The following is a 14,346-nucleotide window of genomic DNA, read 5'->3' as shown; positions in this document are numbered from 1 at the left end:
CCGTGAACATCTTTGTAAAGAGTGTAAAAAAGCAGGTATAGTAATAAATACTAAGTCAAATTCCGATTATGATCGGGATTTTCATCGTTTATCTAAAGCTGTTAGAAACTGTATGATTATTTATATGGAGCATGAAAGTTACTTTTTATTTGAATATCAACTTTCCCGGTATATTATTGGAGGAGGAGATGAACTTAGCTCAGAAATCTATGTGTATCAGGGAGACAAGGAGCAAAAATTCCTTATATCAGAAAAACTACAAAAGAATGAAGCTGTAATGGACGTTTTATACAAAAAATACTACGATACAATGGATAGCAACCAAAGTTTTGATTATGAAGAATTGATATACGAGGAGTATGTAGAAATTTCAAAGAAACGCAGACAGTTTCTTGAAGTAATATCATCGATTCATCATTTGAAGGAGTTCTTGATAGTTGGAAGGGGATAGAATTGATGACTCAATCAAGAAAAATTCGTCTAAAGAAATTATATGTTCCTTGTCCTGCTAAGGAAAACGATGAAATATTTCGAAATGGAGTATTTCATTTTAATATATCTAGAATATTGGAAGACATTCATTGTGGGAAACTAGTTGTTGATAAAGAATACGTAGATATTAATGAATGGTTTAAGTGGTATGGACATCATTCATCTTTAAATGAAGACCATTTACCTACAGTTAATATAGATAGTATTATAGTCCAAGCTGAAATCCGTCCTGGAATATTTTCTATCATAGATGGCAATCACAGAATAGAAAAAGCATTTCGGTTGGGTAAACCCTCCATTTATTCATATAAGCTAAAGGGAGAGCAGTTGATTCCATATTTTATAACTGAAAAAGGTTATCAAGCTTTTGTGGAATATTGGAATTCAAAATGTTAGATAAGAAAATTGGAATGAAGGATTTAATCGAAACTATTTTTTAGAAGGGATAAATGTCTATGAGGGTGAAGCTTGAAGATATAGTTGAGGGAATGGAAATGCAATCGGATGATAACCGATCATTTCTTAATCTAGATACTGGTGAAATCGTCCATGTCTCACAAGAGGCTCTATTAATTGCTGAAGATAGTGAGGACTATGAACACTTATCTGAATGGCAACAAGATGAAGTGAAAATAGCCTTGGATATAGTAGAGAGTTTTGGAAAGTATGCTGCACTTCCTTCTCAATTTGATATTTATGAGTATGATATGATGGAAAGTTTTTGTTATAGCCTTTCGGATGTTAAAATGCAGGATGTATTACTCAACTCAATTCGTGGAAAGGGAGCATTCAGACGATTTAAGGACAATATCCATCGTTTGGGAATGACTTATACATGGGATGATTACCGGGATCTGGAATATAAGGAAATAGCTAAGGGATTTTGTGAGAGGAAAGGCATTGACTATATAATTTGAGTGGCTTTAATCTTTTGGTTTATTTTGCTTATTTGGTTGGTTGGTTATACTAGGGATAAGGAGGTGCTAGCCAAATGATTAATGAAGGAGAATCAAGAATTGCTGATGTCATTCACGACTTGGAGGAAGTTTTGAAGGGGACGAAAGAAAAAGAGCAGAGCCTACGTTTGCAAAAGGCCATTAATACGCTTAAGGAACATTCTGTTACAGTAAGGTTAAAAGACACCACTATTACATTTTTAGCAGAAAATGCAGATGATGTTGTAAGTGATTCTGAAGCCAGTTATCACCCAATCACATCTCATGCTGTAAAACCAGTTGTTATTGGACTTTCAGAGGAAACAATAGATGAAAATGGTGTAAGGTATATAGATACCAAAACCGTGGCCGATTATTATGGCGTATCAACAGAAACTGTTCGCAATTGGATTAAGGACGGAAAGATTTCAGGTAAGCAATTATCCAATCGTGGGAAATGGTTCATTCCAGCTGAAGAGTTTGAGTATCTCAAGGAGCAAAGAGAAAATGATGATACTGAGGGTGAAATAGCTCAACTTCTTGGAGAAGATTTTGGTGACGATTGGGAAGTTGAATTAGCTGAAGAATAAAGGGGAGAAACGCGTGGTTGTCATTGCAAAAGATACAAACTTCGTTACTCCCAGAATTCTTCATGGTGGAAAATGAGGTAACCAAGAAATAAACTTACTAGACCGTTTGCTGTCTGATACCGTTCTTTTCCCCACTTTGACAATATTAGGAAAGTAATTTGATTAATGACAGGCACTTGTTGATTAAAGGTTGGCCATCTAATATCTCTGGTGTTACACAGAGAGAAAAATCAAGAGATTAAAAAGGTTGCAGTTCGCCACAGTCTACAACCACTAAATAACTTCCTAGAAAGATTACATAAAAAATACCAGGCACTCCGACAAAAGGAGCGCTTTTAAAGCATATTTACTAATATTGTTTATTTTTATCGGCTTTCTTTACATCGTTACTTATTATTATAGGCTTGATTCTTTCTCTAATTCTTTCGTGAATAAATTCTTCTTCAAAACCGAATTCTTTTAGTAGATAAAACTCTAAAATATTTCGGAGGATATAGAAACCATTTATTAAGTCTTCACCTTTAAGAGCTCTATCTTCAAGCTTTTTATCATAATGAGTATAATAATTTCTTGTGTCTGCAATTACTTTGGGAAAGTCAAGATGGTTTATATCAACAGTATAAAAATAGAAAGTATAGTCTGCTATTAATAAATCAGCTAAACGACTTCTTAAAGTTACGTACTTATGACTACCATTTAGTAAAAATTTTCTATCTTCATCCCTAAAGCCTTTAGGCCTAATAGAGATTAACTGTTCAACCCTTTTCTTAAAATCAGGTAAAGTATTGCATATTCTACGTGAGTGGTATGTTTCTAGTGCTTGTACCATGTTTTGAAAATGGCGACTAATAGATAATTTCTCGTTATATATACTGTCTATATACAACTCTATTATTGGTTCCATGATTGATGATATTTCTTGCCATTTTGAGAAGTTAGCATTTCTTAGCTCATTTAAACTAAAAAGAAAATCATGTCTAAGTCTGCGTCGCTTATTTTTATTTTTGCTGATGCTTTCTTTAAAAGCGTGAATAACCTCTATTGGTCTACTATGTTTTACATCATCATCAAATTCATAATAAATCTCAGGCGATTCTAGTATCACTTTATCAAAACTAAAAGGTTCCGCCATCGCTATTTCAATAAGTCTTTTCATTTGTTTGGCCTTACTCATAAACCACTTCAATCGCTGAAGAGACTTAGATTCAACTATCAGATAAGGAGTTTGTTTTAAAGTAATCTCTTCCTGAGTAAGATTAAAACCTGGAGAGGAGAAATCTAAAAAATATGATAAGGAATATTCATCGTTAGAATAAATTTCTATTGGTTCAGTTATGTCTAGCTCTATTAAAATGTCACTTTTACCATCGTATTTTGGCCTTAAATAATTGGAAATATCTCCCCATTCTATTATTCCAGGTATGCTTATTCTCATTTTTGAAAATCTAATATCATCCGTAGTTTCAAAGTCAACGCCATCAAGCATATAATTTGCCTGATATCCAAAAACTTCTTCTGAACCAACTCTACTCTCAGTTTTTATTCTTATACAGTCTAATAAAGTTATTTTTGCTCCATTCATTGTGGAGCCTTTAATAAAAGGTATTTCAAGTGGAAGTTCTAAAAAACTCATAATTGGTCCACTGTTAGGTATTCGAATATAAAGAGCTATTCCTCCTTCATCCTTATTTAGGTACAAGTCACCATAATACTCTTTTTCTGAGTTGTCTATTTTCCAAGTTCCAGTTGCTGAAAGGCTGACTTCCATTTAGATCATCCTTTATTTATTGTTTTATCTTAATAGTAACATGTTACTTAAGGTGGTTCTTTCATAAAAACTTGATTTTATCAATAACATTATCAAAATCTCTTCTACCGTCTTCTTCAGGCTTTACAAGTAAGTGCTCAGTATAATTCGGATACAGTATTTGTCTGTTTTTTAATAAAACCACACGTACATATGCTGCATATTCTGTTTCGCCATTTCTTCCTAATCAACTTCTCTAAAGCAAACCTTATTGATAAGTGCCAAGTACTTATCGATTAAAAAATTGTGCGAATATATAAACAGGTAAGAGGGTGTCCCAACAGGTCGTTGAATGACGGCTTTAGTGGGACACCCTCTTATACAGTTTTAAAGTTTAAAAATAAATGAATAGGTTTATTCCATCTAAAGGGGACTGAAATGGTAAAATATTGTTATGGTATCTTTTACTATTAAAATTATGTGTTTACTAACAAACTAATCTAAAAGAGGGATTGATTATGACAGTAAAATTCATTTCACATTTGGGTACTAGCCCTGATATTGTCATTGACCAAATGCGTTTAACCTTAAATGAAATTATTGCAAAAGCACATCGCGTGAAACAAACAACAGAACTAGATGCCATACTTACGAAAATGAAAGAATTATTCTTTAAATTAAACATGGCCAAGTTAACAATTGACAAAACTATCCTATCGATTACCGGTTTACAAGGCGTCGGAAAAACAAAAATTCTTCGCCATTTATATGAATTAGACGATACATTACTTCCATCCGATGCAGGACGTGGAGAAGTATTACCTGTACTCTTTACCGAGACAAAAGGGATCAGTTTTCCTAAATATTTCGTCCGTCGTGCCATTCGGAACCATGCTAACATGTTTGAACTACATGATATCGAAGTAACGTTATCAGAGTTTAATCAGATTGCGGCAGATAATGAGATGGATGAGCTATGGCTTGAAGTTCGCCTCCCACAGCGATATTTCAATACTGAAATTTCTTTAGTTCTTTTACCTGGATTTGAAAAAGAGCGAAATCAAAAATCTCAAAGGTACTTAGAGACATTTTTAAAACTTTCCACGTCAGTTGTGCTTGTTTTTAACCATAAAAAACTGGCACAGTTGGATCAACAATTATTGATTGAAAAAATAGCATTGGATTATAGAGAAAGTGCCCCAGTCTTTGCTCTATCTTTTGCGGAGGAACTAAATCCTGAGCAGAGAGAGCACTTAATAAACGATTTATCTCGTAAGTACAATATCCCTTTCAATGAAGCTGATCGGCTTGTTTTTACCGGGACAAGTGAGGATCTAAAGGACTATCCGGAAAAAATCATACATGCGATTCGTCAGTATTCCTTAACCAATGCTAGCGGATATGCAATGCAGATGCATATGCTGACTTCTCTAACGAGTGAACTCATTATGTTATCATCATCATTCGAAGAGGAGATCAACTCGATTAAAGCAGATACCCTAAAAAAACATCTGCAAAATGAGAAGAATAGCAGCCAACTCGGTTTATATGAAATTCGCGATGCCTTCCGTCAATATCGCGAAAAGGTAACCAAAGAGGTTAGGAATGTCGTAAACAGAACACTTACCGCGCACGTGAACGAATGTTCAGTTCAAATGGATGAGTCAATCAAATCAGAGAAATATAGTCCTCTAGATAAGTTTAAATCTGCATTTATCAAGCAGAGAACTTTTGAAGAACAGCTTCTATTTAAAAATGAGATTAAAGAAAAGTGGAAAGGCAAAAACGAGGTGGAGGCAGAAAGAAGACTAATTAATGCTTTAGAGTCTTTTGTTGCGAATGAAACCCGTTCCTTACAAACGCAAACCACTCAGACAAAACTCGAAAAACCCGTCAACCCGTTGCTTGCTCCTGTAAACCTTTTGGAAAAAAGCAATGCAGCAGTGGATACTAATAGTGTGATTGAGACGGCGTTAACTAATATGGACCGTTACATGAATTTAGGGGTAAGTGACTTATCGATAACACTAACTCGGGACGATTTAAAAGTTTTGCCAATTGTGGCGGTAGGGATTGCACAAGAGATGGTAGTTGCCAGCCTCATTTTAGAACATGAAAAATTTGATCGGTTAGATCAAGATGTAAAAAACGAAATCTTGGATAAATCCAACAAGTTGATTGCGGAGTTTCAGGATTTAGCTGTATCTACGTCTACTGTGGTAAAAGGTGCTGCCATCTTTTTTGGAATTGATGCATTGGATGGAACGGTCAATACATTTGGTGCCTTGACAGGTTTGTTAACATCATTAGGCGTATCATCAGCAGCGGCTGCACCAATTGGATTACTCATTGTTGGCGCAGTTGGTAGCGGCCTTGCAATTAATAAAGGATCAGAACGAATTGAAAAATATAAATTTGAGCGAAGCCAACTATCGAAAGAAATCTTTCATTTGTTTGCTAACGCACAAGAAGAATCTATTATTGCAACGATTAATAACATCCTAGACAAAATGGAAGAGAAATTAATCGATACCTACCACGCGAGAAAAGGCACGGATAAAAACTTTGGATTACTGGATGAATTGGACCATCGCATCAGTCGCTTACAAAATCTGTGCGGTGAGATGCAGGAGTTGGCTTTTAGAAATGAATCCTACATTCACTAAATTTCATCAAAATCGACTTGAATGGGCCTTTCAAGCGAAAAAGGAATTCATCGACCATTTCGTAAGGTTGGATGTAGAGATTTCGGAGTCCACTTATTCAAAAGAGCTGTTGATATCAGTTTACGGACCCACCCAAGTAGGGAAGACGACGGTAATACTCTATTTGTTAGGGATTAAGCAGGACAAGCTTGAGCAGTTATCCACGTGGCTTAGGGGCAGGAAAAAATTAGGCGAGTCCTCTACGGTAACGGTGATGCGCTATGAACGGTCGCAAGATGAATATTTCCATTTACGACTGCCAAATCATTATGAGAGAGTCGGACTAACGGGAGAGCAATTAGAAGCAGAATTGCACTCCCTTCGTTTCAATGTAGAACAGGAAGGAGCTTATTCTGTAGAACCGGTTACGGTTGAGATTCCTTTCTATTTTTTCGAGGAAAGAGATGTTCATATTAATATTGTAGATTTACCGGGAATAGAGTCTGCCGAATTAAAAGAAGTAGAGCACGTAAAACAATGTATAAAACACTGGCTTCCGTTAAGTGAAGTTTGTTTACTGGTGGACGATGCGACACAACTAACTGCCTTTACGCAATATACCTTAAAAGGGATCAAAAACTGGTATGAGCAACTTAGTAATTTTCGTGTCATCCCTACACGGGCATTATCTTTGGATAACATTCGAAGAAAAATCCAGAACTGCCTGATTGTCTCAGCAGACGACTTAATTGCTGATTATGCAAAGGTTTTAAATCGTGTTTTGAAGATGGATCTCGACCTATCTAAAACCATTTATCCGATTGATTTGGGTAATTCTTGGAATGTGATTCGGGAAAAAGAACCTTTTTTATACGAAAAAATGAAATATATCATAGCAGAGATTTTGGAGAATTTGCAAGAGGATTTAGAGAATGTGGAAGTCAATGAACTATCTTTCAATCGTTTAATGGGATTGTACAAAGAAGCGGAAGAAGCAAGTAAACAAGAGTTGGAACAGCAGCAAGATAAAATAGATAAATATAAGAAATTCATAGAACGACAAACTTTTATGTTTGAGCAGGAACAGGAAGCGGACGTTCAACAATACGAGCATATACGTAAGGAGTTAGACCTCTATCAAGACTTCATGAATAGAATTAGGTTTCAAGATGTAAATCCTGATGCGATTATGCACCGGATTCATCAAAATATTCGTTACACGGATAGTGATCGGAAAGCAAGTGCTATTAATGAAGCGGCATCCAAATTACAGCTTGGATTGGAAAAGGAATTGGATGCTAAACTAAGGGCAATTAAACAAGAAGCGAGCATCTTAAAAATATCAGGTACCCATCAGTTAGAGCTGCCTTATCTTTATCCGATTCCGAAAGTTGAAAAAATGTTTGATGCTTTTAGGTTTGAGAAAACCTATAAGAAGGCTTTTTATGAGACGACGGACTATGCATTTGATTGGGTAAATGTGATGTATCAAAATTTTAATCACCTCATTAAGCCCATCTATAATAAAGTGAAAAATCAGGTAGAACTTTTGGAGAAACAGGTTTTAGATTTAAAGTTTGTAAGCGAGGAGAGAAAGAAAAAACGAGAGAAGCTGTTTGTAATGTACCAGGAGGAAAAGGGAAGGTTTGAAAGCCACTATCAAGAAATCTTAGAAATGTGGAATCAAGACCGGGAACATGCGACACAGTTACAAAGCTATTTTATTAAGCATTGGATGAATTATAAAGCGGAGCTGCAGTATCATTTTCTATACGGAGATGAGAAGGAACGCTGGCTTGCATCGCAGTATCTGCAGCTTTTATTACAGGACGGGAAGAAAATAATTGAATCTTTAAACTGAGGCGAAAAATCATATGGTGAAAACACATTTACCAACGAAGAGTGAATACGATAGGGCAGTCGATGAATTAAAAAAGTTAAATGAAGATGTTTTTTATGATGATTTTAAAGACAAAATCGAAAAACTAGAAAAAAGTTTCATTGAAATAACCGTAAGCCATTCAAACGATTTTAAAAAAGAAGCCGAAAATATAAGTAGCCGAGCGAGTATGTTATTTCGTCAGATGGAATCGCAACAAAAGGAAATAAAAGGCTATTTGGAAGAAAAGCAAAACCATATCATTCAAAAAAACCAGGATTTCCTAGAGTTAGAAAGGACTCAGCTATTATTTGTTTATGAAGAGCTGCAAAAGAGCATTCAGTTATTTAACGAAAGAATGTTAGAATTGCAGCAAACTGTTGAGAATAGGACCAAGGATTTGCTGGGTCACACGTTACAAGCTATTGGAAATGTTTCTAGCGAGGTAACCGAATTTACAAAGAAACTATCGAATTCAGACGAGAGAAATATACAATTTCTAAAGCAAAACGAGGCCTATGTCACGCTAACAAAAGAAAAGCTAGCCTTAACAGAAGGGAAAATTGCTTCTCATATGGCGGCCCTTCAAGATATGGAAAATCAGCTGAAACAGATGCATAAGCGATACGAAGAAATGTTTCAAAGACATTCAGATTCGATCAAAACTATTTTGACGGTTCGAGAAGAAGCACTCATCAATAAAATTACCCAGCAAATAGAATACTCGGACGCAAAACATTTTGAACATCATGAGAATATGAAACGGGAACTCCAACAGTGGCACGAACATATGGAAGCTCTTAATAAAAAAAGTAATGACATACTAGGGTTGATTTCAAGTAGGATGTCCAGCAAAGAAGATTTAGAAAATGTAGAGAAAAAAAGTAAATGGAAACTGAATTTCCTCTTGGCTATCGTGGCAATCGAAGTGATTGTTATTGGGATTAACTATTTTTTATAAAGAGTCGTGGTGTTCCTCTTCTATATGATATTTGCTATCATGTGACCAATAACCGGGATGGAAAAAAGTGTCACATGAAGTGTTAACCCTGTCCTATTTTTGGACGGGTTTATACACTTTTAAGTATTAAACTCAACTTGTACATACGGGTACTTTAATGGAATTAGCTATAGAGTAGTAAAAGCTCAGAGCTAAGTCTCTGAGCTTACAAATTTTCAAAAGTACTAATCGTTTGTTTTTCTTCTTCTTCACGAAGTTCTTTAATCACATGGGAATAGTACTTATAAGTGGTTTCGATATCACTATGCCCCAATCGCTCACTTACATAATTTATGGAGACTTTTTTATATAGTAGGACACTTGCATGTGTGTGCCTCAGTCCGTGCATTGTAATCGGATCAATCCCGAGGCCTTCTAAGGTTTTACGAAGGAGCTTGTTGGCATTTGTGTTACTGATTACTTTGTATTTTGACTCAGGGCTATAAAAAACTAACCCATACATATTTGGCGGTAATATCTCAAAGAGTCTATTAAATGTGGCCATTGTTTTTATATCTAATTTGATCGTACGAATGGATGCTTCATTTTTTGTCGGACCAAAACCTTCGGGATGCCTTTTTGCATAACCCCATGTTTTATCAATTTTTATTGTGTTATGTTTAAAGTCGAAATCCTTTCTTGTTAGTCCGACTAACTCTCCAAAACGTGCACCAGAAGTCAAGCCTAGTAATATTAAATAATACCCTAACCCTTGGTCTAACAGCTTGTAAATCGCTTGACGCAATCTTTTAGTTTCTAAATAATTTAAATGTTTTTCTTCTGGTTTCTTTGCAGGATTTGTCCAAGTTAATACGGCTTTCCTAGTAAAATCATTCTGGATAATTTGCTCCTCAATTGCATCCTGAACACACCCCCGGATATGCGTATTTACTTTTTCTACTGTTTCTCGTGCCTTATCCGCGCCAAATTTATTTAAAAATAATTGATAGTCATGGCGCTTAATATCCTGTAAAGGCCTACCGCCAAAATATTCTTTAATTGCTTTGGATGTATAATCGTAATGAAGCTTTGTTGTTTTTGTTAAATTGGATTTATAAAGATTCACCCATTTTTCGAAATACTCATCAAACGGCATTGGCTTTAGATGTGGTAAAATTCCTTTACTTAATTGCGCTTCTATTTCTGCTGCTGCAATTTGTGCCTCTTTTTTGGTTTTAAATCCACCTTTTCTTATCGGCTTCGCTACGCCGTTAACCGTGTGACTCACGGTAAATTGATATGTTTTACCCCGTTTTTGAATACTTGCCATGATGTCACCTCACTATTGATAGTTGGGGTAACCAGGCGCAGTAAGGTGCTGCGCTCGGTAATATGGTAGAATGATAGGTTTTAAGCAAAAATCCGGTCAAAATTTTCGTCTAAAAACTTTGCCATTTGTGATGCTTGAAAGGACCATGTTTGACCTTTGCTTTTCGGGTAGAAAACAAAACCTCCATTTTCAACGTCAAGTATCTTTCGGAATCTTGTCGGATATAGGATATTTTCCTTTATCCACTCACTTTTTCTATTAACTCTCTTTTCAAGATCTTTCATAGACCAATAGACCCCTGTTAATTGCAGCTTTTTCAGTTCCTGAAGCTCTACCTTTGAAATGATTACTGTATCGTTTGGAATCGGAATATTTAAACTCACAGAGAGTAGTTGTGAATTTGATGTAGATAGCTACCAAAGTTTGCTTGATATTATGGGTAAACTTTAAATTGAATAAATAAAATATTTGTAATGTATATGCAGGTGAAAACTAATTCACCTGCATATTTGGTAGAAACCTGTAAAAATATTGGTGGAGGCCATTCTATGAATAAGGATGAAAAAATCCAGTATGCAAATTATTTAATTGATGAAATTACTACAAAGTTTCTTCAAAAAGATAATCCATATATCATAATGGAAGGCTATGAGTATTTTCGTGAAGTGATTACACTTTATGCAAAACAATCAAACTTATTGGAAAGTACTTTGCTATTAATTGAAAATAACCATGCTGAGGAAGCTTATGTATTAGTAAGGTCAATGCTAAACAACGCAATGTTAATTGATTACTTATGTAATGATGATGATGGAGAAAGATATAAAAATTACATGATACAACCTACTAAAGCTGAGCTTTCATTCTTTTACGATATTAAGAAGGCATTGAAAAATGGCTGGCTTAAGGAAGCCCCTCCAGAGTTAGATAAGAGAATAAAAGAATATGAGGAGCTTCTTAAAAATGAAGGCTTTACAACAAAAAAGAAAACTAGAGGTAAACTTCAAGATGGTATTGACACAAAACTGTTAAACATAAAGGGAATGGCTTTAACTGATGAACTCTTATTTGCTCACTACATGATGTTTTATAGAGAGGGAAGCAAATACGAGCATTCAGATTTTTCCTCATTAGAAGTTTATAGAAATCCAATTGAGGATCTTCCTAATACAGTTGCTTTTATTTTGGATTTATCAAGAACTGATCCGGTACTTGAAGAAAAGTTGTTGAATCTTGCTATTACAATTTATTCTCTTACTTTCATTAGACTATTGCAGCATATAACTAATAAACAGGGTCACTTAATACAAGAAGAGAGAAAGCCCGAGCTAGCAAAACTCTCTTTCATAATTCAATCTAATAATTTATACTTTCCATATACGAAGCAAGAAAATCCAACTAAATGAAAGTGGACGCTTAATGAAAGAGGGAAAAAGGAAATAAAATGTTTATGATTGTCTATTACTGCATTCTGATTAACTCTAGGGTCTTAACCTAATGCTATTTTACATGTTGGAGGATTCTTATGGATATAAATGAAGAAAGAGAAAAATATATTAAAGAAAATCCAATGGATTATTTAAAAGCTTTAGAAGTCCTAAATCGTTTCCCGAACGATGCTTTTAATACGATTTATAAAATAATAAAATTACATGTTCCTGATGAGGTTTATAAATATTACTCGTTAACTAACAATGAGGAACTTAATAATATGAAGTTTACAACATTAGAAAACAGAGAAGTATACCTGTCATATGCAAGTGATTTTAATGACCCTTTTGATAATCGATCCTATTATTATGATGTTGGGAGATTGAAAAAATACAAATTTGGATTTTTCTTTGATGAAAGTTTTGTAGAAGATAAAATAAAATATACAAGATTGGCATCCTTTTCAAAGTCAGGGATTAGTAATTTACCAATGTGGGCGCATTATTCCAATAATCATCATGGTTTTTGCGTAAGTTACTCAACAGACTTTAATAAAAATAAAGAACTTAGCCCATCTTTATTTCCGGTACAATATTTAGAGGGACGAGTAGATGTTACGGAGTATTTTGAAGGCTTTTTAATTAATGTAGAGGATAATTACGCAAATGCTATTAAAGAACAACAAAATGAAATATTAATTGATAATTTAATGTTATTATGGGTTCAAATCTTAACTTGTTACATTAAACAGAAGAAGTGGGAATACGAACAAGAATTTAGAGTAATGAAACCTGCAAATGTTCTTAAGGCTGATTATATGAGAGCAAACCCATCAGCAATTTATATTGGTTATAAATGCAAAGACGAACATATAGTCCGATTGGTTAATATTGCTTTTACTTTAAATATTCCAATTTATAAAATGGAATTAAATCCAACCTCAGAAGACTTTGAACTTGTACCAAAAATAATTTCTTTATAAAACGCAAAGCGTGGATCAAGTATTTTCCTAATACTATGATTTACAAATAAACTTAGGGAATAGGTATGAATGTTTTAAGATATTAAACTTACCTTTCTTGAATAAATTTTGCTCATCTAAATCTTTTTACACAAATTTTACACATAACTAGTAAAAAACCTTATAAACTCAATAACTATCAAACTATATCGACCCCGACCACCAGTATCAAAAAATTTAGTTTCCTTTTGTACTAAGTATCCATTTAGACTAATGATTCTATTATCTAAATGGATATTAACTTCTGTTTTCCTTCTATTTCATAAACTTTTTTGATGCTCAAAACAATAAATTTTTCCTTGGAACTTCTTATTAGATAAACAGAAGGCTTTTACTTTAGCAGATACTGGTTTCTGACAGACTATACATTTAGTTTCCTTTTCTTTTTTATCAGTGATGTTCTTTTTTTCTTTGATAATATCTATATGCTGCTTTCTAATTGCAGCGTCTGTAATATTAGCATTCAAAAGTGAATTGTATATCGTCTCAATCTCATTTTTTAGAAAAATCGGCTTTTTGTATTGTAATTTAAGAACAGCCACCTTTCTATTAATAAAATGAGTTAATTCAACGTCATAAATTACCAATTCATTAGAATGAATCTTTCTCAATTCTTCCTCAATTTTAAAAGTGCATCTCTTTGTAAAGGAAACCAATGAAATAAAGTATTGCTGGTATTTATCTTCTATAAAATTTTTGAGAGCTTGAATATGACCATAATTCTGCATTAAAGGATTCCTCATTTTAAACTTACCATTGATTAACCAAGTTTTTTTATTTTTGCCTCCATAAATAGTGCCTTGATAATTCTTTGTTTCAATTACGAATAAACCATAAGGGGTTATGATGATGTGGTCAATTTGGGAATATCCCGTTGATGATTTAGGATTTTTAATTAGTAAATCACTTAAGTACATATAATCTTTAGATAGTTGGGATAGTTGAATATCGATTTTGTATTCTCCAAGTTCACCTTTTCTAACTGCAGTTCGGTTGTCCTTTATTTTTGTTGTCGCGTTGTTTGTCTTTTTTACAGGGATTGGAGTTTCTTTCATATTATTATTAATGTTGTCTTTCTTATTTTTAAATAGAAAATCTAAAAACATGATTTGCCTCTTTCCTATGGGAAATATTTCATTATACTTTAATATCGACTTACATGGACGAACTTGAATAGAGGTATGCTTAATAAGGAAATCCAGTATTTTTGACTATTAATTTATTTCACTAGTGTCGCATAAATAAGTTCTGAATTTTCAGTTTTGTATTTTCTATATTTTTAAGAAAAAATAAAAACACCAAAACTAAGGTAGTAAACATCCATTTTTTTACTATA

The 14,346-nt window shown here is 33.9% G+C and carries 13 protein-coding genes; 9 read left to right on the top strand and 4 right to left on the bottom strand.

The window, feature by feature from the left end:
- The 4 genes from ADJ83_RS04110 to ADJ83_RS24365 all read left to right on the top strand — a co-directional run.
- Positions 1–451 (top strand): hypothetical protein (locus ADJ83_RS04110; RefSeq protein WP_048717060.1); only part of this gene is annotated, 451 nt, incomplete at its 5' end.
- Between the two features lie 5 nt (positions 452–456).
- A complete protein-coding gene (locus ADJ83_RS04105; RefSeq protein ID WP_031536482.1) occupies positions 457–888 on the top strand; it encodes a hypothetical protein in 432 nt (143 codons plus the stop codon).
- 59 nt (positions 889–947) lie between these two features.
- Positions 948–1,409 carry a UPF0158 family protein gene (locus ADJ83_RS04100; RefSeq protein WP_048717064.1) on the top strand — a complete coding sequence of 154 codons (462 nt, stop codon included), beginning with the start codon at positions 948–950 and terminating at the stop codon, positions 1,407–1,409.
- Between the two features lie 74 nt (positions 1,410–1,483).
- Positions 1,484–2,017, top strand: a complete 534-nt coding sequence (locus ADJ83_RS24365; RefSeq protein ID WP_051640932.1) for a helix-turn-helix domain-containing protein — start codon at positions 1,484–1,486, stop codon at positions 2,015–2,017.
- Positions 2,018–2,366: 349 nt separating this feature from the next.
- Here ADJ83_RS24365 and ADJ83_RS04090 read toward each other — a convergent pair whose 3' ends face one another.
- Positions 2,367–3,785 (bottom strand): HEPN domain-containing protein, encoded by a 1,419-nt coding sequence (locus ADJ83_RS04090; RefSeq protein ID WP_031536479.1) that lies wholly within the window; start codon positions 3,783–3,785, stop codon positions 2,367–2,369.
- 497 nt (positions 3,786–4,282) lie between these two features.
- On the opposite strand from ADJ83_RS04090, the gene ADJ83_RS04085 reads away from it, so the two are divergent.
- Genes ADJ83_RS04085 through ADJ83_RS04075 form a run of 3 tightly spaced genes read left to right on the top strand, consistent with a single transcriptional unit; the run spans position 4,283 to position 9,249 of the window.
- Positions 4,283–6,430, top strand: coding sequence for a hypothetical protein (locus ADJ83_RS04085; RefSeq protein ID WP_031536478.1), 2,148 nt, complete (start codon positions 4,283–4,285; stop codon positions 6,428–6,430).
- Complete coding sequence (locus ADJ83_RS04080) at positions 6,411–8,270, top strand: hypothetical protein (protein WP_031536477.1); 1,860 nt, start codon at positions 6,411–6,413, stop codon at positions 8,268–8,270. Before ADJ83_RS04085 ends, ADJ83_RS04080 begins: the two co-directional genes overlap by 20 nt.
- A 13-nt stretch (positions 8,271–8,283) precedes the next feature.
- Positions 8,284–9,249 carry a hypothetical protein gene (locus ADJ83_RS04075; RefSeq protein ID WP_031536476.1) on the top strand — a complete coding sequence of 322 codons (966 nt, stop codon included), beginning with the start codon at positions 8,284–8,286 and terminating at the stop codon, positions 9,247–9,249.
- 205 nt (positions 9,250–9,454) lie between these two features.
- Here ADJ83_RS04075 and ADJ83_RS04070 read toward each other — a convergent pair whose 3' ends face one another.
- Both ADJ83_RS04070 and ADJ83_RS04065 read right to left on the bottom strand, forming a co-directional pair.
- Complete coding sequence (locus ADJ83_RS04070; protein WP_031536475.1) at positions 9,455–10,558, bottom strand: site-specific integrase; 1,104 nt, start codon at positions 10,556–10,558, stop codon at positions 9,455–9,457.
- A gap of 80 nt (positions 10,559–10,638) precedes the next feature.
- Complete coding sequence (locus ADJ83_RS04065) at positions 10,639–10,941, bottom strand: DUF771 domain-containing protein (protein ID WP_031536474.1); 303 nt, start codon at positions 10,939–10,941, stop codon at positions 10,639–10,641.
- A 165-nt stretch (positions 10,942–11,106) separates the two neighbouring features.
- On the opposite strand from ADJ83_RS04065, the gene ADJ83_RS24520 reads away from it, so the two are divergent.
- Together ADJ83_RS24520 and ADJ83_RS04055 are read left to right on the top strand one after the other, a co-directional pair.
- Positions 11,107–11,964 (top strand): DUF5677 domain-containing protein, encoded by an 858-nt coding sequence (locus ADJ83_RS24520; protein ID WP_065429052.1) that lies wholly within the window; start codon positions 11,107–11,109, stop codon positions 11,962–11,964.
- 119 nt (positions 11,965–12,083) lie between these two features.
- Positions 12,084–12,971, top strand: coding sequence for a DUF2971 domain-containing protein (locus ADJ83_RS04055; protein WP_031536472.1), 888 nt, complete (start codon positions 12,084–12,086; stop codon positions 12,969–12,971).
- A 299-nt stretch (positions 12,972–13,270) separates the two neighbouring features.
- Here ADJ83_RS04055 and ADJ83_RS04050 read toward each other — a convergent pair whose 3' ends face one another.
- Positions 13,271–14,116, bottom strand: a complete 846-nt coding sequence (locus ADJ83_RS04050) for a nuclease-related domain-containing protein (protein ID WP_035416230.1) — start codon at positions 14,114–14,116, stop codon at positions 13,271–13,273.
- Positions 14,117–14,346 lie beyond the last annotated feature (230 nt).

Source organism: Bacillus sp. 522_BSPC (assembly GCF_001076885.1).
Taxonomy (GTDB): domain Bacteria; phylum Bacillota; class Bacilli; order Bacillales; family Cytobacillaceae; genus Niallia; species Niallia hominis.
This window is presented reverse-complemented; position numbering and strand designations above follow the sequence as displayed.